21 protein-coding genes are annotated in these 25,842 nt (G+C 62.0%); 13 read left to right on the plus strand and 8 right to left on the minus strand.

Annotated elements, in window-relative coordinates; genetic code table 11:
• The 3 genes from lysM to ACK6D9_RS02570 all read right to left on the minus strand — a co-directional run bounded on the left by lysM (position 1) and on the right by ACK6D9_RS02570 (position 1,841).
• A complete protein-coding gene (lysM, locus tag ACK6D9_RS02560; RefSeq protein ID WP_322988202.1) occupies positions 1 to 516 on the minus strand; it encodes a peptidoglycan-binding protein LysM in 516 nt (171 codons plus the stop codon).
• Positions 517 to 764: 248 nt separating this feature from the next.
• The gene (locus ACK6D9_RS02565; protein ID WP_412050515.1) at positions 765 to 1,658 is read right to left on the minus strand and encodes a zinc-binding dehydrogenase; all 894 of its coding nucleotides are present in this window, start codon (positions 1,656 to 1,658) and stop codon (positions 765 to 767) included.
• Positions 1,659 to 1,670: 12 nt separating this feature from the next.
• Positions 1,671 to 1,841 (minus strand): hypothetical protein, encoded by a 171-nt coding sequence (locus ACK6D9_RS02570; RefSeq protein WP_412050516.1) that lies wholly within the window; start codon positions 1,839 to 1,841, stop codon positions 1,671 to 1,673.
• 67 nt (positions 1,842 to 1,908) lie between these two features.
• On the opposite strand from ACK6D9_RS02570, the gene ACK6D9_RS02575 reads away from it, so the two are divergent.
• Positions 1,909 to 2,430, plus strand: coding sequence for a TetR/AcrR family transcriptional regulator (locus ACK6D9_RS02575; RefSeq protein ID WP_412050517.1), 522 nt, complete (start codon positions 1,909 to 1,911; stop codon positions 2,428 to 2,430).
• Between the two features lie 100 nt (positions 2,431 to 2,530).
• On the opposite strand, the gene arfB is transcribed toward ACK6D9_RS02575, so the two are convergent.
• From arfB to ACK6D9_RS02590, 3 genes are all read right to left on the minus strand, one after another.
• Positions 2,531 to 2,965: an alternative ribosome rescue aminoacyl-tRNA hydrolase ArfB gene (gene arfB / locus ACK6D9_RS02580; RefSeq protein ID WP_322988205.1), complete on the minus strand. Its 435-nt coding sequence runs from the start codon at positions 2,963 to 2,965 to the stop codon at positions 2,531 to 2,533.
• On the minus strand, positions 2,962 to 3,639 hold the full coding sequence (locus ACK6D9_RS02585; protein ID WP_412050518.1) for a nitroreductase family protein: 678 nt from the start codon (positions 3,637 to 3,639) through the stop codon (positions 2,962 to 2,964). The genes arfB and ACK6D9_RS02585 overlap by 4 nt, the downstream gene beginning before the upstream one ends.
• 102 nt (positions 3,640 to 3,741) lie before the next feature.
• Positions 3,742 to 5,352: a phosphoenolpyruvate carboxykinase gene (locus ACK6D9_RS02590; protein WP_412051712.1), complete on the minus strand. Its 1,611-nt coding sequence runs from the start codon at positions 5,350 to 5,352 to the stop codon at positions 3,742 to 3,744.
• A 350-nt stretch (positions 5,353 to 5,702) separates the two neighbouring features.
• Here ACK6D9_RS02590 and ACK6D9_RS02595 point away from each other — a divergent pair, with 350 nt between their 5' ends.
• The 12 genes from ACK6D9_RS02595 (at position 5,703) to trxA (ending at position 23,417) form a co-directional block, all read left to right on the plus strand.
• The gene (locus ACK6D9_RS02595) at positions 5,703 to 6,416 is read left to right on the plus strand and encodes a response regulator transcription factor (RefSeq protein WP_322988860.1); all 714 of its coding nucleotides are present in this window, start codon (positions 5,703 to 5,705) and stop codon (positions 6,414 to 6,416) included.
• A 45-nt stretch (positions 6,417 to 6,461) separates the two neighbouring features.
• Complete coding sequence (locus tag ACK6D9_RS02600; RefSeq protein WP_322988850.1) at positions 6,462 to 8,246, plus strand: sensor histidine kinase; 1,785 nt, start codon at positions 6,462 to 6,464, stop codon at positions 8,244 to 8,246.
• Entirely contained in the window at positions 8,243 to 8,728 is a 486-nt protein-coding gene (locus ACK6D9_RS02605; RefSeq protein ID WP_412050519.1) for an HPr kinase/phosphorylase, read from the plus strand. Before ACK6D9_RS02600 ends, ACK6D9_RS02605 begins: the two co-directional genes overlap by 4 nt.
• 139 nt (positions 8,729 to 8,867) lie before the next feature.
• Positions 8,868 to 9,269, plus strand: coding sequence for a PTS sugar transporter subunit IIA (locus ACK6D9_RS02610; protein WP_267654600.1), 402 nt, complete (start codon positions 8,868 to 8,870; stop codon positions 9,267 to 9,269).
• A complete protein-coding gene (locus ACK6D9_RS02615) occupies positions 9,266 to 9,553 on the plus strand; it encodes an HPr family phosphocarrier protein (protein ID WP_412050520.1) in 288 nt (95 codons plus the stop codon). The genes ACK6D9_RS02610 and ACK6D9_RS02615 overlap by 4 nt, the downstream gene beginning before the upstream one ends.
• A 120-nt stretch (positions 9,554 to 9,673) precedes the next feature.
• Complete coding sequence (gene ahcY / locus ACK6D9_RS02620; protein ID WP_412050521.1) at positions 9,674 to 11,068, plus strand: adenosylhomocysteinase; 1,395 nt, start codon at positions 9,674 to 9,676, stop codon at positions 11,066 to 11,068.
• 249 nt (positions 11,069 to 11,317) lie between these two features.
• Positions 11,318 to 13,789 carry an ATP-binding protein gene (locus ACK6D9_RS02625; RefSeq protein ID WP_412051713.1) on the plus strand — a complete coding sequence of 824 codons (2,472 nt, stop codon included), beginning with the start codon at positions 11,318 to 11,320 and terminating at the stop codon, positions 13,787 to 13,789.
• Positions 13,790 to 13,801: 12 nt separating this feature from the next.
• A complete protein-coding gene (gene tsaE, locus ACK6D9_RS02630) occupies positions 13,802 to 15,307 on the plus strand; it encodes a tRNA (adenosine(37)-N6)-threonylcarbamoyltransferase complex ATPase subunit type 1 TsaE (RefSeq protein WP_322988855.1) in 1,506 nt (501 codons plus the stop codon).
• 18 nt (positions 15,308 to 15,325) lie between these two features.
• Positions 15,326 to 16,060: a nucleotidyltransferase family protein gene (locus ACK6D9_RS02635; protein ID WP_412050522.1), complete on the plus strand. Its 735-nt coding sequence runs from the start codon at positions 15,326 to 15,328 to the stop codon at positions 16,058 to 16,060.
• On the plus strand, positions 16,057 to 19,254 hold the full coding sequence (gene addB / locus ACK6D9_RS02640) for a double-strand break repair protein AddB (RefSeq protein WP_412050523.1): 3,198 nt from the start codon (positions 16,057 to 16,059) through the stop codon (positions 19,252 to 19,254). Before ACK6D9_RS02635 ends, addB begins: the two co-directional genes overlap by 4 nt.
• The gene (gene addA, locus ACK6D9_RS02645) at positions 19,241 to 22,822 is read left to right on the plus strand and encodes a double-strand break repair helicase AddA (RefSeq protein ID WP_412050524.1); all 3,582 of its coding nucleotides are present in this window, start codon (positions 19,241 to 19,243) and stop codon (positions 22,820 to 22,822) included. Before addB ends, addA begins: the two co-directional genes overlap by 14 nt.
• A gap of 271 nt (positions 22,823 to 23,093) precedes the next feature.
• Positions 23,094 to 23,417 carry a thioredoxin gene (gene trxA, locus ACK6D9_RS02650; protein ID WP_412050525.1) on the plus strand — a complete coding sequence of 108 codons (324 nt, stop codon included), beginning with the start codon at positions 23,094 to 23,096 and terminating at the stop codon, positions 23,415 to 23,417.
• An 83-nt stretch (positions 23,418 to 23,500) separates the two neighbouring features.
• Here trxA and ACK6D9_RS02655 read toward each other — a convergent pair whose 3' ends face one another.
• Both ACK6D9_RS02655 and accD read right to left on the minus strand, forming a co-directional pair.
• Entirely contained in the window at positions 23,501 to 24,847 is a 1,347-nt protein-coding gene (locus ACK6D9_RS02655) for a bifunctional folylpolyglutamate synthase/dihydrofolate synthase (RefSeq protein WP_412050526.1), read from the minus strand.
• Positions 24,848 to 24,887: 40 nt separating this feature from the next.
• Entirely contained in the window at positions 24,888 to 25,829 is a 942-nt protein-coding gene (gene accD, locus ACK6D9_RS02660) for an acetyl-CoA carboxylase, carboxyltransferase subunit beta (RefSeq protein ID WP_412050527.1), read from the minus strand.
• Positions 25,830 to 25,842: the final 13 nt, after the last annotated feature.

Here is a 25,842-nt window from a genome sequence, read left to right on the forward strand (position 1 = left end):
TCAGGCGGTTTCGATATCGGGGATGCGCAGCACCTGGCCCGGATAGATCTTGTCGGGATGCGACAGCATCGGCGTGTTGGCTTCGAAGATCACCGTGTATTTCGAGCCCTTGCCCTTGCCGTAGGCTGCTTCGGCGACTTTCCAGAGATTATCGCCCTTTTCCACGGTGTGAAAACGCGGCTGCTTGGCCGGTGTCGATGCCTTGACCAGATCGGTCATGTCGGCTGAAGCCAGCGTCAGCCCCGAATCCGGAACGACCACCGAGAGTTCCGCCGCCTCGACCTTGGAAATGCCGAGCGTATTGCCGACGGCAACGATGGCTTTTTCAAAGATCGACTGGTCCTCGACGACTCCCGAAAGCACCACCTTGTCGCCATCAACCCGGACTTCGACCTTGTCGGTGCCGAGCTTGTGCGAATCCAGTTCCTTCTTGACTGCATCTGCGTCCGGGGCGTCGTCATCGCCGCCGATTCCGATTTTCTTGCCTGCCGATTTGATGAAATCAAAAATGCCCATAAGTACTCGTCTCCGTGATTGGTAGTTCAGAACATAGGCATTTGCGCGCAAACTACCAACTGAAAGCTCTATAAAAACTGTTCCCGCCGGTCTTGCGCCCGGCGGGGTAGGGTCTGTGACAGCCTTTCCGCGTCCACTGCAAGCACCTCCGGCAAAGAGATCTGGCTTGGAACACCATGGAAAACGCGTGCTCGACAGAAAGCTCCGCCGAAACTTTTATCGGTTCATTTGATCGCGTCCGGCTGGATTTAGTCGGCCACCGTGATGCCGATCTTGCCGACATGGGTCTTGCCGGCGAACGCTGTCTGCGCGGCGCGCAATTCGGCAAGCGGATAGGTGGCCGCCAGCACCGGGTGGATGTCGCCGGCCTCGATATAGCTGACCAGATCGGTAAACACATTGGCCGGTTGATGGGTGCTGCCCAGCAGCGACAGGTCGCGAAGATACAGCGTTCGCAGGTCCAGTTCGACAATCGGCCCGGCGATCGCGCCGGAAGTCACGTAGCGACCGCCATTGCGCAGGCTGTCGATCAGGTCCGGCCAGCGCGGCCCACCGACCAGATCAAGCACCACGTCAAATCCATAGCCGGGCAGCGGCGCATCGCGGTCCAGGGTTTGATCGGCGCCCAAAGCCCTCAATTCCTCCGCCTTGGCTGCCGTGGTCAGCGCCGTGACATGGGCACCGCGCCGTTTGGCGAGCTGGATCGCCGCCGAGCCGACCCCGCCGGAGGCCCCGGTGATCAGCACCCTTTCCGCCCCCAGCCGGCATCGCTGGATCATGCCTTCGGCGGTCGAGAAGGCGCAGGGAAAACTCGCCAGCTCGACATCGCTGAGCCCGGATTCCACCCGAATCGCGTCGCTCGAACCGGTCACCGTATAGTCGGCAAAGCCGCCATTACATTCGGACCCGAAGGTTACTGTCGCTGGTTCCTCGCCGGCGCTCGAGCGGGGCTGCATCGGTCGCACCAGAACCCGTTCTCCCACCCGGCCCACGTCAACGCCGTTTCCCACGGCGACGATCCGCCCGCAGCAATCAGCCCCCTGGATCCGCGGAAACGTCAGCGGCGTGCCCGACCAACTGCCGTCCTCGCCGGTTTCTGTCGCATATCCCTTGGCTGCGCCCGAGGCGGTGTCGCTGCGCACGCTCTTGGAATATCAGCCGATGCGGGTGTTGATATCGGTGTTGTTGACCGCCGACGCGCCAATCCGGATCAACACTTCGCCGGCACCAGGCACCGGCACCGGCAGGTCCTCGCGCCATTCCAGTTTTTCCAGGCCGCCATGGCCGGAGAGAATCATGCCGCGCATTGTTTCGGGAAGTGTCATACCGGTCTCCTGTGTAGAACGTTCATTCTACTTGCGTAGGTAGAGGGATCATTCTACATCGTCAAGCATGAATGATATGCAGCAGAAAATAGCCGCCGGCCTGGAGCGGGCATTTGCCGAACACGGCTTTGCCGAACCCAGTGTCGAGGACCTCAGGGATGCCGCCGGTGTCAGCCTGCGCACGCTCTATAAATACACCCCGTCGCGCGAGCAGATGGTGCGCATGGCACTTGAGCATCGGCACCAGCGTTACATCGCACAGGTGTTTACCGAACTGCCCGCCGATGCAGAGCTGGCGCTGTCCTCGATCTTTGATCGGGTCGCCGAATGGATGCGGCGCGAGGCATCCCATGGTTGCCTGTTTCACGCAGCCGTTGCTGCTGCCCCGCATGACCAGGCGTTGCGCGCGCTTTTGCAGCGGCACAAGATGGAAGTGGCTGAACGCGCAGCCGTTGCCACCGGCTTGCCCGGACGCGAAGTTGATCTGACGTTGATCATTGAGGGATTGACCCAAAGCTGGTCGCTCTATGGCGACGCCGCCGTTGAAAGTGCCCGACGGCTGAGCCACGGCTTGCGACAACCCGCCTGATCAGCCACCACCATTTGGCAGGCACTCTTTCCAAAAATGCTCCGGACCTGCCCTAAAAACTGAGCGGGCTATGATCCTCATGTGATCTCGCAGCCCGCAATCAATCATCTTCGACCTTGCCGCGGGCTTTCTTGATCTGCGAACGACCGGATTTTGCTGCCAGGCGCCGCTCCACAGAGCCTCTGGTCGGCCGGGTTTTTCGTCGCGGCGGCGGTGGTGGCTCCGAAGCTTGGTCAATCAGTTCGATCAGCCGCTCGCGCGCGTCGGCGCGGTTGCGCTCCTGGGTGCGGAAGCGATTTGCCTCGATGATGATCACGCCATCCTTGGAGACACGGCTGCCGCCAAGCTTCAGTGCGTTCTTCTTGACCCGCTCCGGCAAGGAGGGCGAATTGCGAATGTCGAACCGCAACTGCACCGCGGTCGCCACCTTGTTGACGTTCTGGCCGCCCGGGCCCGACGCCCGGATGAAGCTTTCACTGAGTTCCCAGCCGGCAATGACAATGCCGCGTGCGCCATGCAACGGGTCGGTGCTCATGGTTCGGTCTTCCAGAACAGGATGTCGTCGATGTCCTTGCGGCTGATGGCTGGCACACGGGAATTTTCGGCCGGATGACCGACAACCAGCAGAATAAGTGGCTTCTCATTGTCCGGCCGACCACAGATCTGGTTGAGAAAGCCCATTGGCGATGGCGTATGGGTAAGGGTGGCAAGTCCTGCCGAATGCAGGCTGGCGATCAGCAGGCCGATGGCGATGGAGACCGATTCAGGCACATAATAGTGCTTGATCTTGCGACCATCCGCGTCAACGCCCCAGCGCTGCGCAAAGATCGCAATCAGCCAGGGAGCGGTCTCCAGAAACGGCTTTTCGGGATCGGTCCCCAATGCCGCCAGCGCATCGAGCCATTCCTCGCCGGCACGGCCATTGTAAAACGCGCGCTCTTCCTCTTCCGCGGCCAGCCTGATGGCGCGTTTGGTTTCAGGATCGCTGATGGCGACAAAGCGCCAAGGTTGCTGGTTGGCGCCCGATGGTGCGGTGCCAGCCGTACTGACAGCCAGCCTGATGATTTCCGGATCCACCGGATCTGCGGAAAAGTCCCGCACCGTCCGGCGCGATTGCATCTGCTCGAAAAAGGCCTGCGCATCGGCGCGCATCTCCGCATCGCTCTTGCGCGGCAGCGTCAGCGCAATGGTCTCGGTGGTCTTGGCCATCAAACGGATCTCCTGCGACGGTGGCGCGCTGGCAGAAAATGCGCGACCGGCCCCGCTGGGTCAACGGGGCCGGTCAAAGTTCGTTTCATGTGACGATCTGGTTTACTCGGCGGCGGCCTTCAGGCCGGGTGCCGCATCGAGCACTGAGCCGTCGACATGAGCAGCGAATTTCTCGAAATTGTCGATGAACATGCCGACCAGTCGTTGCGCCGAGGCATCGTAGGCGGCCTTGTCGACCCAGGTAGAACGCGGGTCGAGAATGGCGCTGTCGACACCGTCGACCGCAACCGGCACCGCAAACCCGAAATTCGGATCAACCCGGTAGTCCGCATCTTCCAGCGTTCCGTCGAGTGCCGCACTGAGCAGCGCCCGGGTTGCCTTGATCGGCATCCGTGTCCCTTCGCCATAGGCACCACCGGTCCAGCCGGTATTGACCAGCCAGCAGCTGACCTGGTGATCATTGATCAGCTTGCGCAGCAGATTGCCATATTCCGATGGATGACGCGGCATGAAGGGGGCACCAAAGCAGGTTGAAAACGTTGCTTCCGGCTCTGTGACGCCCTTTTCCGTGCCGGCAACCTTGGCGGTGTAGCCCGACAGGAAGTGGTACATCGCCTGTTCCGGTGTCAGCTTGGCGATTGGAGGCATCACGCCAAAGGCGTCCGCCGTCAGCATGATGATGTTGTGCGGATGACCCGAGCGGCCGCTGTCGCTGGCGTTGGGGATGAAATGCAGCGGGTAGGCGCAACGGGTGTTTTCGGTCAGGGACTGATCATCGAAATCGGGGACCCGATGTTCATCCAGCACAACATTCTCGAGGACCGTGCCAAATCGTTCGGTGGTGCCGAAGATTTCCGGTTCCGCTTCACGCGACAGCCGGATGGTCTTGGCGTAGCAGCCGCCTTCGAAGTTGAAGATCCCGTCTTCGCCCCAGCCATGTTCGTCATCGCCGATCAGGGTGCGCTTGGGGTCGGCCGACAGGGTTGTTTTACCGGTACCCGACAGGCCGAAAAATACCGCCGTGTCGCCTTTGGGGCCGACATTGGCCGAGCAATGCATCGGCATCACGCTCTTGGCCGGCAGCAGGTAGTTCAGCACCGTAAACACTGCCTTCTTCATTTCGCCGGCATAGGAAGTGCCGCCGATCAGCACCAGCCCCTTGCTCAGATTCACCGCGATCACGGTCTCGTTGCGGCAGCCATGGCGCGCCGGGTCGGCGCGGAACGATGGAAGGTTGATGATCGTCAGTTCCGGCATGTAGGTATCAAGCGTCGCGCGGTCCGGCCGGATCAGCAGGTTGCGAATGAACAGCGCATGCCAGGCAAATTCGGTGATAATCCGCGAGTTGAGTGCATTGGCGCTGTCGGCCCCGCCAATCAGGTCCTGAACGAACAACTCACGCCCCTTGGCGTGAGCGACCATATCGGCGTGAAGCACGTCAAAGGCGTCGGTCGACATTTCCTTGTTGTTGTCCCACCAGATCTGGTCGGTGGTGGCGGCATCGCGGACCACATATTTGTCCTTGGCCGAACGGCCGGTATGCTGGCCGGTCAGTGCCCTGAGCGCGCCATGTGCCGTCAGGGTCGCTTCGCCTCGCGCCACGGCGAGTTCGACCAGTTCGGCTTCGCCGGTATTGTAGCGCACTGCGCCGGTGCCAGTCAGGCCACACAGGGCCAAACCGGCCGACGGGTTACGTACTCCCAGATCCTCGATCATTGGATTCCTCTTGTTGTTCAGGCGCGGGGCAGGATTAAATTTCGCCGGACCATAGGGTCACGAATTTCAGAAAACAACACGAAAAACAGGGAAAGATTAATGAAATCAAAGTATTAATCGATTTAAAAAACCGAGCAACGGTTTAAATCGGTTCAATTGATGATTACCTGCAAACCTGCACGGGAATGAGAGAATGACACCATCGGCGAACTGTGCCACATTTTGTTCTCACTTTATCCTCATGGACATGACGGTGGAACCCGGCGGCAGCGCCAACTGGCGCAAGATCCGGGTTGATGCGGGGGCATATTCCAGAGGTGTGCTAGACCATGACGGAGACGACAACCATGCAGACAATCGCGCTCGTTGACGACGACCGCAATATCCTTACCTCGGTTTCGATTGCGCTCGAAGCCGAAGGGTATCGTGTTGAAACCTACACCGATGGCGCCTCCGCGCTGGATGGATTGCTGGCCCGGCCGCCGCAACTGGCGATTTTCGATATCAAGATGCCGCGTATGGACGGCATGGAGTTGTTGCGACGGCTGCGGCAGAAATCCGATATTCCGGTGATCTTCCTGACATCCAAGGATGAAGAGATCGACGAATTGTTCGGCCTCAAGATGGGCGCCGATGATTTCATCACCAAGCCGTTCTCCCAGCGTTTGCTGGTCGAGCGGGTCAAGGCGGTCATGCGCCGCGCCGCAAGCCGCGATGTCGTGGCCACGCCTGGCCGCACGGCCTCGACGCCCACCAAGTCGCTGGAGCGCGGCAATCTGGTAATGGACCAGGAACGTCACACCTGCACCTGGAAGAACGAGCCGGTAACCCTGACCGTCACCGAGTTTCTCATCCTGCAGTCGCTGGCGCAGCGCCCCGGCGTGGTCAAAAGCCGTGATGCATTGATGGATGCCGCCTATGACGAGCAGGTTTACGTTGATGACCGCACCATCGACAGCCACATCAAGCGGCTGCGCAAGAAGTTCAAGATGGTTGACGATGATTTCGACATGATCGAAACACTGTATGGCGTCGGGTACCGCTTTCGCGAAGCGGCATGACCGGCATCTTGCTTTGAACAGGCCGCCGCGTGCGGCGTAGGCGATATGGCGATTGAAACCGAGGACAGTGTGAGCGGCAAGGACGAAGCCTCGTCCGGGCGCAAACGCGCACGCAAATGGATCAATCCGGTCACGCTCGTGCGCCGGATCTTCGGCCATCTGATCTTTTCCAGCCTGACCCGGCGGATTCTGTTTCTCAATCTCGCAGCATTGATCGTGCTGGTGTCGGGGATCATGTATCTCAACCAGTTCCGCGAAGGCCTGATCGACGCCCGCGTTGAAAGCCTGCTGACCCAGGGCGAAATCATTGCAGGCGCGGTTGCTGCCTCGGCCAGCGTCGATACCAATTCGATCACCATCGACCCGGAAAAACTGCTGGAACTGCAAGCCGGGCAAACCATCTCGCCGACCAATTCCAACGAGAATCTGGATTTTCCGATCAATCCCGAACGGGTAGCCCCGGTGCTCAGGCGGCTGATCTCGCCGACCAGAACCCGCGCCCGGATCTATGATGACGATGCCAGCCTGATCCTGGATTCGCGCTATCTTTACACAAGCGGCCAGGTGCTGCGCTACGATCTGCCACCGGCAGAGCCCAAGCCACTGAGCCTCACAGACATGGCGATGGCCTGGTTCAACCGGCTTTTTCAGCGCAGGGATCTGCCGCTCTACCGCGAGCCGCCCGGCTCCGACGGCACCATCTATCCCGAGGTGATGAACGCGCTGACCGGTGGCCGCGGCGCCGTTGTGCGGGTCACCGAAGCGGGTGAACTGATCGTCTCGGTGGCAGTGCCGGTTCAGCGTTTCCGGGCGGTGCTCGGGGTGTTGTTGCTGTCCACCCAGGCTGGCGACATCGACAAGATCGTGCATGCCGAACGGATGGCGATCTTCCGGGTGTTCGGCGTGGCCGCGATGGTCAATATCGTGCTGTCGTTGTTGCTCGCTTCAACCATCGCAACGCCGCTCAGACGTTTGTCGGCCGCCGCCGTCAGGGTTCGTCGTGGCTCCAAGGTGCGCGAGGAAATCCCCGATTTTTCCGCGCGACAGGATGAAATCGGCAACCTTTCGGTGGCGCTGCGTGACATGACCAACGCGCTGTATGACCGGATTGCCGCGATCGAGAGCTTTGCTGCCGATGTCAGCCACGAGCTCAAGAATCCGCTGACATCGCTGCGCAGCGCGGTGGAAACCCTGCCGCTGGCCCGCAACGAGCATTCCCGGCAACGGCTGATGGACGTGATCCAGCACGACGTGCGCCGCATGGACCGCCTGATCAGCGACATCTCCGACGCCTCCCGGCTCGATGCAGAGCTCGCCCGCCAGGATGGCGCCAAAGTTGACATGCGCCAATTGCTCACGGATCTGGTTGATATCGCTCGCCAGGTTCGCGCCGGCAGCAAGCAGGTCGCCATCAACCTCAAGATCGAGCCTGGCACTTCTGACAGGCTCGGCTTCCTCGTGTTGGGCCATGATCTCAGGCTCGGCCAAGTGGTCACCAATCTGATCGAGAATGCGCGCTCCTTTGTGCCCGAAAGTGGCGGTCGGATCACCGTCCGACTTAAGCGCAGCCGCAACTCAATCCAGGTGATGGTTGAAGACAACGGCCCGGGGATCCGCGCCGAGGTGATCGAACGGGTGTTTGAACGGTTTTACACAGACCGTCCCGACGGCGAGGATTTTGGCCAGAATTCCGGCCTTGGCCTGTCAATCAGCCGGCAGATCATCGAGGCCCATGGCGGCACCCTCACCGCTGAGAACATACCAGGTCGGAAAGATGGCGAATGGGCCGGCGCACGATTTACCATCGAACTTCCGGTCGAACCGCGATGATGGAGGTGGCAAATGGCGCGACGGAGACCGTTCACGCCACCGCGATCGTGGTGGGCCAGACCGGCCTGCTGTTTGTCGGCCCCTCCGGCTCCGGCAAGAGCGGGATGGCATTTGCCTGTCTGCAATCAGCCCTTTACCGTGGCTGGAATGCCGCCCTGATCGCCGATGACCGAACCTGTCTTGCCGTCGCCGGCGGACGGCTGATCGCGTCCTGCCCGAAGCCGATTGGCGGCCTGCTCGAAATCCGTGGCAGCGGCATCGTCCGTCTGCGCCGGATGGAGCGTGCCGTCATGCATCTGGCGGTGGCTCCGGGCGAGGCCTCCGCAGCAACGCGTCTGCCGCCAGATGACGAAACCTTTGCGTGCCAAGGTATCTCGACGCCACTTCTGCGTTTGTGGCGCGATGGCGCTGCGGATCCACTTTCAATGCTGTGTGCGCTCCGGCCGGCAAGTTTTTTGGCATTTGAGCCACCCATGGGATAAGATTGCCCCCAATGTGGCGATTTTTGGCTTGAACTTCGTTCTCTTCTGTCCAAGATGAAATCTTGAAACATTTCGCGGCTGCGAAGCAATCCGCATGCCTTGGCTCCATTTCGGAGCACAGCATGCTGTTGGAGGCAAAATGATCGGATTGGTGCTTGTCACCCATGGCAAGCTCGCTGAAGAATTCCAGCATGCACTCGAGCATGTGGTTGGCCCGCAAACAGCCCTCGAAACAGTCTGCATCGGGCCAGAAGACGACATGGACCAGCGCCGACTTGACATTGTCGGGGCTGTTTCACGCGTCGAAAGCGGCAATGGTGTGATCATTCTCACGGACATGTTCGGCGGCACCCCGTCCAATCTGTCGATCTCGGTCATGGATTCGGGCCGCATCGAGGTGATTGCCGGGGTTAACCTGCCGATGCTGATCAAGCTTGCCGGCGTGCGTGGTGGCAATGACATGCAGAAGGCACTTGCCGATGCTCAGGACGCAGGCCGCAAATACATCAATGTTGCAAGCCGCCTGCTGACCGGGAAATGACGACATCGATGCCTGCGCGGTCACGGTCTCTCAAAATTGTCAACAAACGCGGCCTGCACGCCCGCGCCTCGGCGCGATTCGTCCAGACGGTGGAAGGGTATGATGCGACCGTACGCGTTACCCGCGAGGGATCTACCGTCGGCGGCACGTCGATCATGGGTCTGATGATGCTGGCGGCGAGCCCCGGCTGCGCGATCCTGGTTGAAGCCGAAGGCCGCCAGGCCCTGGAGGTGCTCGATGCCCTGCAGGCGCTGGTCGATGACCGTTTTGGCGAAGAAAACTGATTCCAGTTCACATAAAGACATCTTTATGTTCCGTTGCCAGCTTGAGCGATTCCTGCTAAGGCACCGCCAATAGACTCTGGCCGGCCCCGTCGGGGCCGGGAAAACCCCTGGGAAACACACATGACAGCTACAGATTACAAAATCGCAGATATCGCGCTGGCCGAATTTGGCCGCAAGGAACTCGATATTGCTGAAACCGAAATGCCGGGCCTGATGTCTCTGCGCGAAGAATATGGTGCTGCCAAGCCTTTGAAGGGCGCGCGTATTGTCGGTTCGCTGCACATGACGATTCAGACCGCGGTGCTGATCGAGACCCTCACAGCGCTGGGCGCCGACGTCCGTTGGGCATCGTGCAACATCTTTTCGACCCAGGATCACGCCGCCGCCGCCATCGCCAAGAGCGGCGTTCCGGTGTTTGCGGTCAAGGGCCAGTCGCTTGTCGAGCATTGGGACTATCTTGATCGCTCGTTCCAGTTCCCCGAAGGCGCCAACATGATCCTCGACGATGGCGGCGACGCCACGCTCTACGTGTTGTTGGGTGCGCGGGTCGAAGCCGGCGAAACCGATCTGATCGAGGTTGCGACTTCGGAAGAAGAAGAAGCAATCTTCGCCCAGATCAAGAAGCGCATGAAGGCAAGCCCCGGCTGGTTCACCAAGCTGCGCGATGCGATCAAGGGTGTGTCGGAAGAAACCACCACCGGCGTGCACCGTCTTTATGATCTGCAGAAGAAGGGCCTGCTCCCGTTCCCGGCCTTCAACGTCAACGACTCCGTCACCAAGTCGAAATTCGACAACAAGTACGGCTGCAAGGAAAGCCTTGTCGACGGCATCCGCCGCGCCACCGACACCATGATGGCCGGCAAGGTTGCCGTCGTTTGCGGTTACGGCGATGTCGGCAAGGGTTCGGCAGCTTCGCTGCGCGGCGCCGGCGCCCGCGTCAAGGTCACCGAAGTCGACCCGATCTGCGCATTGCAAGCGGCAATGGATGGCTTCGAAGTGGTCCTGCTCGAGGATGTGGTCAAGTCGGCCGATATCTTCGTCACCACCACCGGCAACAAGGACGTGATCCGGATCGAGCATATGCGCGAGATGAAGGACATGGCCATCGTCGGCAACATCGGCCACTTCGACAACGAGATCCAGGTTGCCGCGCTGAAGAACCACAAATGGACCAACATCAAGGACCAGGTGGACATGATCGAGATGCCTTCGGGCAATCGCATGATTCTGCTGAGCCAAGGCCGTCTTCTCAATCTGGGCAATGCCACCGGTCACCCGAGCTTCGTGATGTCGGCTTCCTTCACCAACCAGGTGCTGGCGCAGATCGAGCTCTGGACCCGCGGCGACCAGTATGAAAACCAGGTTTATGTGCTGCCCAAGCATCTCGACGAGAAGGTCGCGCGCCTGCATCTCGACAAGATCGGTGCCCGCCTGACCGAACTCAAGTCCGAACAGGCCGATTACATCGGCGTGCCGGTTGAAGGTCCTTTCAAGCCTGAACACTACCGGTACTGATTTTTTAACCACTACCCACAAGATATTGAAACCGCATCCTTGACAACAAGGGTGCGGTTTCTTTTTGCGCCCGTTGCCCTTCACCGTGATTCGCGAAGCAGCTATGTTTGGGAAGATGATTCGCTTGGCGTTGCGGCGGCGCGGACGGCGGATCGGCGATGTCTTGTCAAACAGCCACGAGGGGACGGGGACATGCCGGGGAATACCGATTCACTCGGACGCAAGCAGGCGTCCGGTCACAAGCGGACCATGGCAGACGGTTTGAAGCGCATCTGGCGCTCTCTCCTGACCGGGACCGCGCTTGTCAGCGGTGGCCTTTGCGCGTTCGCGGGCCAGGCGCTGGCGCAATCATCCGGCAGGGTTAGCCTTTCGACGCTTGAAGTGGTCAATTTCGCCATGGTCATCGGCGCTATCTCGGCAGCGATGATTTCCGCCATCTGGCTGATTCGCGAACGCGGCAAGATCGACAACGAGAATGTCGGGCTGCGCGCAGCGCTGGCTGATACCAACGCAAAATTGTCGCGCTACCAGGCGCTGATCGTCGACCGCGACCGGCAAATCGTGGTTTGGGACGGAGTCGGCATGCCCGCCGAGGTGCTGGGAAACCTTTCCCCGGAGACCGGAGCACCGCAGAAGCCCAGTGAATTTCTGGCCTTTGGCCGCTGGCTCGAACCGAGATCTGCCGCCGGTCTCGACGAGGCGGTCGACACCTTGCGCACCCAGGCCGCGCATTTCGACCTGATCCTTGAGACCGTTCGCGGGCACGTCATCGAAGCCCAGGGCCGGGTTTCGGGTGGTCGGGCCTTTGTCCGCTTCGTCGCTCTGTCCAATGTCCGTGCCGAACTGGCCACGCTCAAGAGCGAGCGCGACCGCTTGCTGGCCTCGCTTGATACCTTCCAGGCGCTTCTCGACGTTATCGATATGCCGGTCTGGCTGCGCGGCGTCGATTCGCAACTGCTCTGGGTCAACAATGCCTATGTCGATGCCGTTGAAGGCAGCGACCGTCAGGAAGTGATCGATCGCAGCTTGGAGCTGTTGGGGACCGCGGCGCGCGAACGGGTGCGCGCCAGCGTGACCCCGGAACGGCCGTTTATCGACAAGCTGTCGACCGTCATTCATGGCCATCGCCGTTTTCTCGAGGTTGCCGATGTCAGGACCCAGGTCGGCAATGCCGGGCTGGCGCTGGATATCTCGATTGCAGAGGAACTGCGCGAAGAACTCAAGCGCACGCTTCGCAGCCACGCCGAAACGCTTGACCATCTGGCCACGCCGGTGGCGATTTTTGACCGCGATCAACGGCTTCAGTTTCACAATCAGGCGTTCCAGCAACTGTGGGAACTCGACACGCCGTTTCTCGCCAGCCGGCCCGACAATGGCGAATTTCTCGAACGTCTCCGCGTCGACGGCAAATTGCCGGAACCACATTCCTGGCGTGACTGGAAGGAACAGGTGCTTTCGGTCTACCGCGCCGTCGAGACGACGCCGCATCTGTGGCATCTGCCCGACGGCCAGACCCTCAATGTCTTCGCCAATGCCCATCCTCAGGGAGGGGTCACCTGGGTGTTCGAGAACCTGACCGAAAAGGTCGATCTGCAGACCAAGTACAACACCTTGCTGCAGGTTCAGGGCGAGACTATTGATCAACTCGCCGAAGGGGTTGCCGTGTTCGGCCCCGATGGCAAGATCCGGCTGTCCAATCCGTCATTCAGGGCGCTGTGGGGCCTGAACGAGCAGGAAGTCACTCCTGGAACCCACATCCGCAAGATTGCCCAGACCTGCGAGCCGTCCTACCACGGGCCGGAGGGATGGAAATTCTTCGCCGGTGAAATAACCGGCTTCGAGGAAGAGCGCCGGTCGCGCGAAGGCCGTATCGAACTCGCCACCGGGCTGATCCTCGATTACGCGATGGTTCCGCTGCCCAACGGTCAGACCATGATCGCCTTCGTCAATGTCACCGACAGCGTCGGTGCCGAACGCATGTTGACCGAAAAGAATGAGGCGCTGCGCAAGGCCGATGCGTTGAAGAACGAGTTCGTCCAGCACGTCTCCTATGAATTGCGCACGCCGCTGACCAACATCATCGGTTTCACCGATTTGCTGAAAACACCCGGCACCGGCGATCTCAACGAGCGTCAGGCGGAATATCTCGATCATATCTCGACGTCTTCTTCGGTGCTTTTGACGATCGTCAACGATATTCTTGATCTTGCCACCGTCGATGCCGGCATCATGCGACTTGATGCGGCCACGGTGGACATTGCCAGGCTGTTTGCCGAGGCGGCTGACCAGATCACCGACCGCCTGAAGGAAAACAGCCTGCGGCTCGAAATCGACACCACCCACGCACCTGCCGAGATGGTCGGCGATTATCAACGGCTCAAGCAGATCCTGTTCAAATTGTTGATGAATGCCGCCAATTTCGCCCCCGATGGCTCGGTGGTGCGGCTCGGCTGTTCCCAGGACGATGGTTCAATCGTCTTTTCCGTGTCCGATTCCGGCCCCGGCATTCCCGAGGAAGCCCGCAAGGATGTGTTTGCTCGGTTCGAAACTCACGGCCAGGGCGGCCGCCGCCGTGGCGCCGGGCTCGGCCTGTCGATCGTCCAGAGCTTTGTCGGGCTGCACCACGGAACCGTTTCGATCGAGGGCGGAGAGGCCGAGGGCGCGACCATTGTCTGCCGGTTTCCCACCGACCGGCCACTGGCCCGTCAAGCGGCCCAGTGAAGGTCTGTTGCGGTGGCGCCCACGACCATTGAACTGACGGATCTGGCAGCCACCGGCCGCTTTGCCGAGGATGTGGCGCTGGCGCTGAAGGTAGGGGACTGCCTGTGCCTGTCGGGAGACCTCGGCGCCGGAAAATCGACCTTTGCACGGGCATTGATCCGCGCAGTGGCCGATGACCCCGATCTCGAGGCGCCAAGTCCCACCTTCACGCTCGTGCAGAGCTATCAGCTGCGCCTGTCGATTGCCCATCTAGACCTCTACCGCATCGGTTCCGCCGATGAACTTGATGAACTCGGGCTCGATGATGCGCTGACCGATGGTGCGGCACTGGTCGAATGGCCGGAAAAAGCGCGGGATCGCCTCCCCCGCAATTGCGTTACGATCCGGCTTGACGGGGTCGGTGACAGCCGCACCGCCACCGTTACGGCACCGGAAGAATTCATGTCACGACTTGAGCGCTCGCGTGCCGCGCGACGGTTCCTTAAAAAAGCTAACCTTGGCTTGGCTGCGCGGCGCTATCTGCAGGGCGACGCCTCGACCCGGACCTATGAAAGCATCCGCCCGACGCAAGGCGCGCCGCTGATCCTGATGAACGCGCCGCGCCAGCCCGATGGCCCGCCAATTCGCGACGGTCTGCCCTATTCGCAGATCGCCCATCTGGCCGAAGACGTCATTCCCTTTGTCGCCATCGCCCGCTGGCTCCGCGCGGAAGGGTTTGCCGCTCCGGAAATCCTTGCCGAAGATCTGGACCAGGGCTTCCTGCTTATTGAAGATCTCGGCAGCTCAGGCATCCTCGATGATCAGGGCCGTCCCGACCCTGAACGCTACCGGCTTGCCATTGATTGCCTGGCGCGGCTGCATATGAAGGCCCCACCTGTTGTCGGTCTGCCAGTGGGCGATCAGCAGCATCTGGTGCCGGCTTACGATTCCCGCGCAATGCTGATCGAGGTCGAACTGCTGACCGCCTGGTATCTGCCGCGGCAGAGTGGCGAACCGGTGACCGAGCCGCAGCGGCAGCAATATCTCGATCTCTGGGGCGACCTGATCGTGCGTCTGGAAAAATCGGAAAAATCACTGGTGCTGCGCGACTATCATTCGCCCAACCTGATCTGGCGCGACGACCGCTCCGGGTTCGATCGGCTTGGCATTATCGATTTTCAGGACGCCATGATCGGCCCCTCGGCCTATGATGTGGCATCGCTGTGCCAGGATGCGCGGGTTACGGTCGAGCCGGATCTGGCCGAGGAATTGCTCGACCGTTATGTCGCCGCGCGCCGGGCCGCAAATCAGGATTTCGACGAGGCTGGGTTTCGTGAGGCCTACGCAATCATGGCGGCGCAACGCGCGGCCAAGATTCTCGGCATCTTCGTTCGCCTCAATGTGCGCGACGGCAAACCGGGTTATTTGCGGCATTTGCCGCGAATGGAGGCCTACATCGCCAAATCGCTGGCGCATCCGGCCTTGCACCCCTTGCGCTCGTGGTTCGCAAAGGCTGGTATCGGCCTGACCGAATCATGAACCAGGGCGCCCCAGACGATGACCATCAATGCCGCCATGATCCTTGCCGCCGGGCTCGGAACGCGCATGCGTCCGATTACCGATACCCGGCCCAAGCCGCTGGTCGAGGTGGCGGGCAAGCCGCTGATCGCCTACGGGCTTGAGGCGCTGCGACGGCTCGGCGTCTCCAGCATCGTGTGCAATGTCCATTATCTTGCGCCAATGATGGTTGACTGGCTCAAGGCCTGGCCCGAAGCCGATATCGCCATCTCCGATGAAACCGATGTGTTGCTCGATTCCGGTGGCGGCATCGTCAAGGCCTTGCCGCTGCTAGGCGACGAGCCGTTCCTGATTCTCAATGCGGATACTTTCTGGCTCGAAGAACCCGGTGCCCGCGACGACAATCTCGCCACACTGACCCGGCAGTTCGATCCGCACGCGATGGACATCTTGGTGATGACGGCGCGGCCCGACCAGGCCACCGGACACACCGGCGCCGGTGATTTCACCATTGACGCGGATGGTCGTCTGGCGCGCTACCGCGGCACCGGTGAGCCAGTGATCTATGCCGGTGTGCTGGTGCTTCATCCACGTGTATTCGCAAGCATTACCGAGCCCCGATTTTCGCTCAATCGCTGCTTTGACTCAGCGATTGAAGCTGGCCGTCTGTACGGCGCACCCATGCGCGGACATTGGCTCACGGTCGGCACGCCCGAGGCGATCAGCGAAGCCGAAACAGCGATGCGCGAGTATCTCGATGGGCAACCCTCATGACAGCATCGCCGCCCCGGATCGTGACGATTGCGCCGGGCGCGCCATTCCTGTCGGTGCTTGCCGAGCAGATCCTCTCCGGCGGCCTGGTGCCGGGCCTTGCCTACAGCGCTGATGAGCCGTTGTCGCTGGCCCGCGCCACCGTGTTCGTGCCGACCCGGCGCGCGGCGCGGGTACTCCGATCGGAGCTTACCGACCGGATCGGCGCCGGATCGGCCATCCTGCCCGCGATCCGGGCGCTGGGCGAAACCGATGAGGACGCAGGTTTCCTTGAATCCGCCGATCCCGAGACACTGGCGTTTGATCCGCCGATTCCGCAGACCGCCGCCATGCTGCGGCTGGCCGATCTGGTGCTGGCCTGGAAACAGGCATTGCCGGCCGCCGTCCGCGATCACCTCGACGGTGCACCGCTGGTGGCGCCGGCCAATCCGGCCGATGCGATCTGGCTCGGGCGCAGCCTGTTCGATCTGATCCAGGCGGTGGAAACCGAGGAGTGCAATTTCGCCGATCTTGATGGCGTCGTTGCCGATGATCTGCAGCAATGGTGGCAGCTGACACGCGAGTTTCTGTTGATTGCCCGGTCTTATTGGCCGGCGCTGCTTGCTGAAATCTCGCGCTCGAGCCCCGCGCAGCATCATAACGCGATGATCGATGTGTTCACCAAGGCGCTCGCCGCAAACGCCGCGGACCGGCCGGTGATCGTTGCCGGTTCGACCGGTACCCGGCCGTCCACCGCGCGCTTGATCGCCATGGTGACGCGCTTGCCGCAGGGTGCCGTCGTCCTTCCCGGGCTTGACCACGCCATGCGGCCCGAACACTGGAACCGGCTTGCCACTGCTGCCGTGACAATCCGCTCGGCCGATGGCTTGGGCGCGTTCGATGTGGCCGTCCGCAGTCACCCGCAATATGGCCTGCTCAAGCTGGTCGAGAGCTGTGGTCTGGGTGTCGATCAGATCGAAAGCATTCCGGAAATTGGTGCGCTTGATGCCGACATGGCGATGCGTCGCACCGCTGTCTCCGCCGCATTGCTGCCCGCCCTCGCCACCGAGGCCTGGGGCGAAAGCGGCTTCTTGCCCGAGGCGCCGGCGCTGCTGCCGGCCTTTGCCGATGTCAGCCTGATCGAGGCCGGCAATGAGCGCGAGGAAGCCACCGCGTTGGCGGTGGCAATGCGCCGTGCGCTGGAACCGCGCACTGATAATCCCGAACCCACTGTTGCGCTGGTGACGCCGGACCGCAATCTTGCCCGCCGGGTGGTCACCGAGCTTGGTCGCTACGGTATCGACGCCAATGATTCGGGCGGCGCGCTGCTGATCAGCAGCCCCCAGGGCGGCTTGGCGCGGCTGGCGCTCCAGGCAGCCTTTGCGCCCGGCGATGCGGTGACGATTGCCGCCCTGATCAAGCATCCGCTGGCGCGCTTCGGGCTTGACCGTCAGGCATCGATCACCGGGGCGGGTCTGGTTGAACGCATCGCCCTTCGCGGCGGCAGCGGCCAGGCAGATATCAACCGCCTCGAGGTCTTGCTGAGCGCACGCGATCAGGCCCGGCTCGAGCGCCACGCCCCGCGCTGGCTGGCTCGTATTGGTGACCAGCAGGCCGAGCAGGCGCGCGAATTTGCTCGCCGCGTTGCCGATGCGCTGTCGCCGCTGACTTCGGTGCTGCCGGACTCCGACGCATCCGGGATGATGTCGATCGGTGAGCTGGCCCGGCTGACGGCCCAGGCGCTGGAACGGATCTGCATCGATGATCAGGGTTCGCTGGAAAGCCTGTGGGGAGACGAGGCAGGCGCGGATCTCGCCAGCCTGCTGCTCGAAACCCGCGACAGTGGCTCGACGCTCGCCATGACCGGCCGTGAGTGGATCGGCGCGCTCGATGCATTGATGGGCGGCCGCATGGTCAAGCCGCACGCCGGCGGTCATCCCCGGGCGTTCATCTGGGGCGCGCTGGAAGCCCGGCTACAGCATGTCGATACGTTGCTGCTGGGCGGACTCAACGAAGGTATCTGGCCGCAGACCGGGCAGGAGGATCCGTTCCTTTCCCGCTCGATGAAGGCAGCCATCGGTCTGGAACCGCCGGAGCGGCGCATCGGCCAGGCTGCCCATGATTTCCAGATGGCGATGGGCGCGCCGCAGGTGGTGCTGTCGCGCTCGTTCCGCGCCGGCAAGGCGCCGACGGTGGCTTCGCGCTGGCTGCAGCGGCTTCTGGCGGTGCTTGGCCCGGAGCCCTCGGCAGAACTTCGCGCCCGCGGCGACGCCTTACTTGCCCATGCCCGCGACCTCGACAGCGGGCCCACCACACCACCGGCCGCGCGACCCGAACCGTGCCCGCCGGCTTCGGTTCAACCGGCAAGCTATTCCTTCTCCGAGGTTGGCCGGCTGCGCCGCGATCCCTATGCAATCTATGCTCGCCGGGTGCTCGGACTCGATCCGCTTGATCCATTCCTGGCCGATCCCGGTCCGCGCGAACGCGGCACGCTCTACCATGCGATCCTTGAAGCCTTCATCTCGTCATGTGAACCCGGTGACCGCACGCTGGAAACGCTGAGCCAGATTGCCGACACCCATTTTGCCGCAGCACAACTGCCCTATCCGATTGCGCTGGTCTGGCGCATGCGGTTCGACAAGGCGGCCGCGGCGGTGGTGGTATGGGAAGCCGAAACTGGCACTGATCTGGTTCGTTCGCTGGTCGAGGTTCGCGCCAGTCTCGAACTGCCCGACGCCGGCGTCAAACTCACCGGCATGGCCGACCGTATCGATCTGCGCACCGATGGCAGCGCCTGGCTCATTGACTACAAGACCGGCGGCACGCCCTCGCGCAAGGAAGCCCGGATTCTGCTTGATCCGCAACTGGCGCTCGAAGCCCATGCCTTGAGCCATGGCGGATTTTCCGGTCTCGAGGCGGTTTCGCCATCGGCGCTGCTCTATCTGCGGCTGACCGGCAAGGATCCGTTTGCCGAACGCATCGATGATGATCCCGGCAAGACGGGCAAGACCGAACCGCTGACCGCCGAAGACCTGGCTGGCAGTGCGGTTGCGGAATTGACCCGGCTGGTGGTGCTATTGCGCTCGGGCAAGCGCGGCTTTCTCTCCCGCGCCATCCCCAGAAGCGCACGCGAATATGGCGGCGACTACGATCATCTCGCCCGGGTGGCCGAATGGCACACCGTGGTAGAGGCGGAGGGAGGCGATGGCGATGGCTGACGCCGGTGACAACAACGCCGTATCGGAAACCACGCTTAGGCAGAACCGGGCGGCAACGCCGACGCTGTCGGCCTGGGTGTCGGCCAATGCCGGTTCCGGCAAGACCCATGTGCTGGCGCGCCGGGTGATCCGGCTGTTGTTGCGCGGCGCGCGGCCGTCGTCGATCCTGTGTCTGACTTACACCAAGGCTGCTGCCGCCGAGATGTCGAATCGGGTGTTCAAGACACTCGCCGACTGGGTGCGGCTTGATGATGCGGCGCTGGCCGCAAAAATTGCCGAGCTGGAAGGCGTAGAGGCCGAAGCCGGGCAATTGATGCAGGCAAGGCGGTTGTTTGCCACCGCGTTGGAAACGCCGGGCGGTCTCAAGATCCAGACCATTCATGCATTCTGCGAGGCGGTGCTTCACCGGTTTCCGCTGGAGGCCAATATTGCCGGTCATTTCAGCGTTCTCGACGACCAGAAGGCGGCCGAATTGCTGGCCGAGGCGCGGCGGCAACTGATGTCGGCGCGCGCTTTCGATGAGGATCCCGATCTCGCCGGAGCGGTCATGGCGGCGCTTGATATCGGCGGTGAAGCCAGCTTCGATAAGCTTTTGGCAGGGCTTTATGATCGCCGCCGCGATTATCTGGCCTTTGATGCTGTCGCCGGTGATGTCACTGGTGCCGAAATCCTGATCAGATCGGCGCTGGGGTTGAGGCCGGATGAGGATGAAGCCGCGGTCATCGGTAAGGCCTGGCCGCTTGCGGCGTTGCCGGTCGATTATGTCCGGGCATTGTCGGATTTCGTCGAAACCGCAAAATCGGCGACAAAAGCCTATAATCTCGCCTATGGTCTGCTCACAGCCGGCTCCGAACCCGATCCGGCTGCGCGACTTGATCTGCTCAAGCAGGTGTTTCTGACCAAGGCCGGGGCACCCGCCAAACTCGGCACCGTGATGACGGCGTCGGTCGCAGGCAGCCTCCCTGATCTGGCTGACCGGGTGGTTGAGGCACAGGCGCAGGTGATCACCGTGATCGACCGTCTGGCGCGGCTCAAGGCGTTGACGGCGTCGCTGACCGCCTACCGTCTGGCGCGGCGCTATATTGGCGGGTTCGAGGCGCTTAAGACCCGGCAGGCGCTGCTTGATTATGACGATCTGATCGCTGCGACCGAGGCGCTCCTGTCAAAAAGCGGCGCCAGCGCCTGGGTTCACTACAAGCTTGATCAGGGTATCGACCATGTGCTGGTCGACGAGGCGCAGGATACGGCACCCTTGCAGTGGAATGTGATCGGCCAATTGTCGGAGGAATTCTTCGCCGGCGAAGGAGCGCGCCCGGCAACGCGCACACTGTTTGCCGTGGGCGACGAAAAGCAGTCGATCTACTCGTTCCAGGGTGCACGGCCCGAACGCTTTGCCCAGGAGCGCAAGCGCGTCGCGGATCGGGCACGCTCCGCCGCCATCGATTTTGAGCAGGTGGCACTCCGGGTCTCGTTCCGGTCCTGCAACGAAGTGCTCAAGCTGGTTGATCATGTGTTTGCCCGTGCCGACGCCAAACGCGGCATGGGGGATCCAGATGAGCCGGTGATCCACGAAACCGCCCGCGGCCGCGCCCCCGGTCTGGTTGAATTATGGCCGATGATCGCCCGAGAGCCATCGGACAGCGACGAGGACTGGACTGCGGCTTTCGACGAGGTGCCCGAAACCGCCCCGTCGGCGCAACTGGCGCGCCGCATCACATCGGTGCTCGACCAATGGGTCGGCCGCGAGATGATCGAGGATCAGAAGACCGGGAAATTGCGGCTGATCACGCCGGGCGACATTCTGGTGCTGGTGCGCAAGCGCGACGGTTTTGTGCCCACCCTGCTGCGCACGCTCAAGGCCAGCACCGATATTCCGGTGGCTGGCGCCGACCGCCTGCGGCTGACCGATCATATCGCCGTGCAGGATCTGATCGCGCTTGGTCGGTATACGCTGCTGGCCGATGATGATCTCTCGCTCGCAGCCCTGATCAAGAGCCCGTTGCTGGGGCTCGATGAAGACGCCTTGTATGAATTGACCGCCGACCGGCCCAAGACCATGTCGGTATCGGCACGGCTCAGGCAACTGGCCGGGTCTGACCCGCGGTTTACTACTGCCCGCGACAGGCTTGATCACTGGGTTGTTGCCGCTTCGCAGCTGCCGCCGCATGATTTTTACGCCGCCGTGCTCGGACCCGATGGCGGCCGCCGCGCCTATCTCTCAAGGCTCGGCCACGAGGTTGGCGACGTGCTCGACGAGTTTCTGGGTCTTGCGCTCGATCACGAACTGGCCGGGCTGCCGGGCCTGCAGGCGTTTCTGGCGATGCTGGAAAATGATGCGCCGGAGATCAAGCGCGAAATGGACGGCCAGTCCGGCGCGGTGCGAATCATGACGGTGCACGCCGCCAAGGGGCTGGAGGCGCCGGTAGTGTTTCTGGTCGATTCCGGTGGCGAGGCGTTTCAGCACAGCCACCAGCCGCGGCTGTGCCTGCTTCCGGCGCAAGCGGGCGCTTCCGCTCCGACGGTTCCGGTGTGGTTGCCCGACAAGACCCACGAGAGCGAGGCCACCGAACCGGTGCGCGCCGCTCTTCGCGCGCAGACCGAGGAGGAATACCGGCGGCTGATGTATGTCGGGCTCACCCGCGCCGCCGACCGGCTGGTGGTATGCGGCTATCGCGGCCTGCGCGAGGTCAAGACCGCGACCTGGCATTCGATGGTCGCCGACGGGCTGGCTCAGGCTGATGATGGCGATTTTGTCGTCTCGGAAGTCGAACGCCAGACCGACGGCGGGCCCTTTTCAGTCCTCAGGTTGCAAAAAAACCGGACCGGGGGCGCCGCCGAAGCAAGTCCCGAGCAGGATCAGGCAACGCCCCTCGCGCCGGTGCTGGAGATTCCATCTACGCCCTTGCCGCCACCGTTGCGCTTGCCCCGGCCATTGGCGCCATCGGGCGTCAGCGCCGTGCTCGAGGACAGCGCCGAGGTGACGACGCGGTCACCGTTTGCCGACCAACCCGCCCATTCTGGCCTGGCGCTGGCGCGCGGTAGCCTGATCCATCGACTTTTGCAGGTGTTGCCGTCGATAGCGGCCGATGAACGACAGGCTGCGCTCAGACGCTATCTTGCTCGCGCATTGCCCGGCCCGGATCGGTCGGAGGCCGATCTGACCGAAGCCCAGATTCTGGCGGTGATTGGCGACGCGCGTTTTTCCCCGGTGTTCGATGCACCGGGCGAAGCCGAGGTGTCGGTGATGGGAACCCTGCGCATCGGCGGCGAGGACCGCGCCGTCTCCGGCCGCATCGACCGTATCGCGGTGAGCGATGACAGGGTGCTGATCATTGACTACAAGACCGGCCTGGCGCCCGCTCCCGGTGAGCCCGCACCGCAGGGGCATGTGGCGCAATTGGCGATTTACCGCGCGCTTCTGGCGCCGCTTTATCCCGATCGGCGGATTGACGCCGCACTGGTCTATGTCTCGGCTCCGCATCTGGTCGAAATCGAGGCCGCAACGCTCGATGCCGCCATTGCCCGGCTGCAGGGCTGGCAACCGGGTGGCTCTGCAAAACAGGTCTAGATTCTGTGCTGAATGGTCAAATTTACCCCATTCATGGGGTCTGCCGCAGATAGAGCCCCTGCGCCCAATGATCACGGCTCGGTGATGGCCAGCAAAAAGCCTTGAATACCCATGGCCGAATCATCACATAATGCTCAGCCACAGCATTGGCCGGAACGACCGAGTCGGTTATCCGGAAAGCCTGATGCGCAGATTTAACACGCAAGAGCTGCCTGTTTGCATCTGGTTCGATGCGCAGCGCCCTGAAGCAGTCACCAAAGGAGTGCCCAGCATGGCAACCATGAAAGTAGACGCCACCAATTTTCAGAGCGAAGTGCTCGAATCCACTGTTCCGGTTGTCGTCGACTTCTGGGCCGAATGGTGCGGTCCGTGCAAGATGATCGCGCCCAGCCTTGAGGAAATTTCCAACGAGATGGGCGACAGGGTAAAGGTCGTGAAGCTCAACATCGACGAGAATCCTGAGCTTGCATCGCAGTTCGGCGTCCGCTCGATCCCGACGCTGGCAATGTTCAAGGGCGGTGCCGTCGCCGACATCAAGGTAGGTGCTTCGCCGAAGACCGCGCTGTCGAACTGGATTTCCAGCGCTGTCGCGTAAATTCTTCGCGCCACAACAATTATGACAAAACCCGTCCGGGCAACCGGGCGGGTTTTTTAATGCGCGGGATACGGATGTAATTCTCAATCCGGCGGGGTGCCGTTTTGTCTGAGAACGTCGCCCAGCAAATAGAGCGAGCCACCGATCAGGATCCGCGGCGACGGCTCCAGCGGGTTGGTGGTGGTGCAGATGGCGGAAATCGCGGTTTCCACGTCATCGGCAGCTTCCGCGGTCAGTCCGGCCTCGTCGGCGATGTCGGCCAGAACTTCCGGGTCGAGTCCAGCTTCTGAATCCGGCACAGGAACCGTAAACACGTGCCGAACCATGCCGGCGAAGGCGTGGAAATAGCCAATTGGGTCCTTGGTGTTAATCATGCCGGTGATCAAATACAGCGGCCGGGGGTCGCGTTCTTCGAGATTGGCCATGGCTTCGGCGATGACCCGCCCGGCGCCGGGGTTGTGGCCGCCGTCGATCCAGATTTCGAGTCCGTCCATGGCGTCCTGGGCCATCAGCCCCGGAGCCAGCCGTTCCAACCGTCCCGGCCAGGTGACATTGGTCAGCCCTGCGGCAATCGCCTGTTCATCTAGGGCAAAGCCTGCCGCCTTCAACGCCCGGATCGCCGCCGCTGCATTGGCCTGTTGGTGCCGCCCGGCAAGTCTCGGTAGCGGCAGGTCGATGAGTTCCTCGTCATCCTGATAGACCAGCCGGCCGTTTTCCTCATGGGCGAAGAAATCCTGCCCAAACAGATTGAGTGGACAGCGAAGCCGTGCGGCGATATCGGTCAGCACCTCGCGCGCTGCCTCTTCCGGCTGCGCGCCGATCACCACCGGCACAGCGGGCTTGAGAATGCCGGCCTTTTCGGCGGCGATCAGTTCCACCCGGTCGCCCAGATAGGCCTGGTGATCGAGCGAAATCGACATGATCACCGCCACCGCCGGCCGTTCGATCACATTGGTGGCGTCAAACCGGCCGCCGAGGCCCACCTCGATGATGGCGGCATCTGCAGGGTGTTCGGAAAACAGCACGAACATCACCGCCGTCAGGATCTCGAAAACGGTGATCATTTCGCCCTGATTGGCGACTGCCACCCGCCGCACCGCGTCGGCCAATACTTCGTCATCGGCAAGCCGGCCGCCACCCTTGGCGCCGAGGCGAAACCGCTCGTGCCAGTTGACCAGGTGTGGCGAGGTATGGACATGCACCTTCAGCCCCTGCGCCTCCAGGATAGCCCGGCAGAATGCGCTGGTGGAACCCTTGCCGTTGGTGCCGGCAATGTGGATGATCGGTGGCAGCCTGTGGTGCGGATTGCCGAGCCGCTCGAGCAGCCGCGTGATCCGCCCGAGCGACAGGTCGAAGCCCTTCGGATGCAGCGCCAGCAGTGCGTTGATTTCCCGTTCGGCCGCCGACGTCACCGGTTCTCGTGTTGTCATTGTGGCGTATTCCTGTTGCCGCCGCCTTTGAGCGTCAGCCCTATTGTGCGGCTTCCGCAGGTTCGTCGGCGGCGATCTCGGCTGTTGCCGCCTCGTCGTCCGGTTGAGCGGGAAGTTCCATGGGCGCGGGAGCGTCCATCTTCAGGAAAATCCGCAGCAGTCGCGAAATCATTTCCGGCAGGTCGTGGCGGTGCACCACCATGTCGATCATGCCGTGGTCGAGCAGGTATTCCGACGTCTGGAAACCCTCGGGCAGCTTTTCGCGAATGGTCTGTTCGATCACTCGTTTGCCGGCAAAGCAGATTTCCGCGCCGGGTTCGGCCAGATGCACGTCGCCGAGCATCGCATAGGATGCGGAAACCCCGCCGGTGGTCGGGTTGGTCAACACCACGATATAGGGCAGCCCGGCTTCTTTGAGCATTTCCACCGCCACCGTGGTGCGCGGCAATTGCATCAGCGACAGGATGCCTTCCTGCATCCGCGCGCCGCCCGAGGCCGGGAACATCACCAAGGGGCAGTTGCGGGCAATGGCTGCTTCAAACGCCTGAATGATGGCCTCGCCGGCAGCTATGCCGAGCGAACCACCCATGAAGGCAAAATCATGCACGCAGGCGACGATATCGACCCCGCGCACCGCGCCATGGGCGGCAACCACTGAATCCTCGAGCCCGGTCTTGGTGCGGCTGTCTTTCAACCGGTCAGCATATTTCTTCGAATCCCGGAATTTCAGCGGGTCCTGCGGCACTTTCGGTGACGGCAGCACCTCGTATTCACTGCCGCCAAAAATGTGCCTCAGCCGCGCTTCGGCCGACATTTTCATGTGGTAGCCGGAGGCGGGAATGACGAAATGGTTTTCTTCCAGATCGCTGTGAAACACCATTTCCCCGGTTTCGGGGCACTTGATCCACAGATTCTCCGGCACCTCGCGGCGGCCGAGTATCGAGTTGATCTTTGGCCTGACGTAATTTGTGATCCAGTTCACGGGGTCATCTCCG

Origin of the sequence: Hoeflea sp. Naph1 (genome assembly GCF_046837775.1) — a bacterium.
Lineage (GTDB): Bacteria > Pseudomonadota > Alphaproteobacteria > Rhizobiales > Rhizobiaceae > Hoeflea.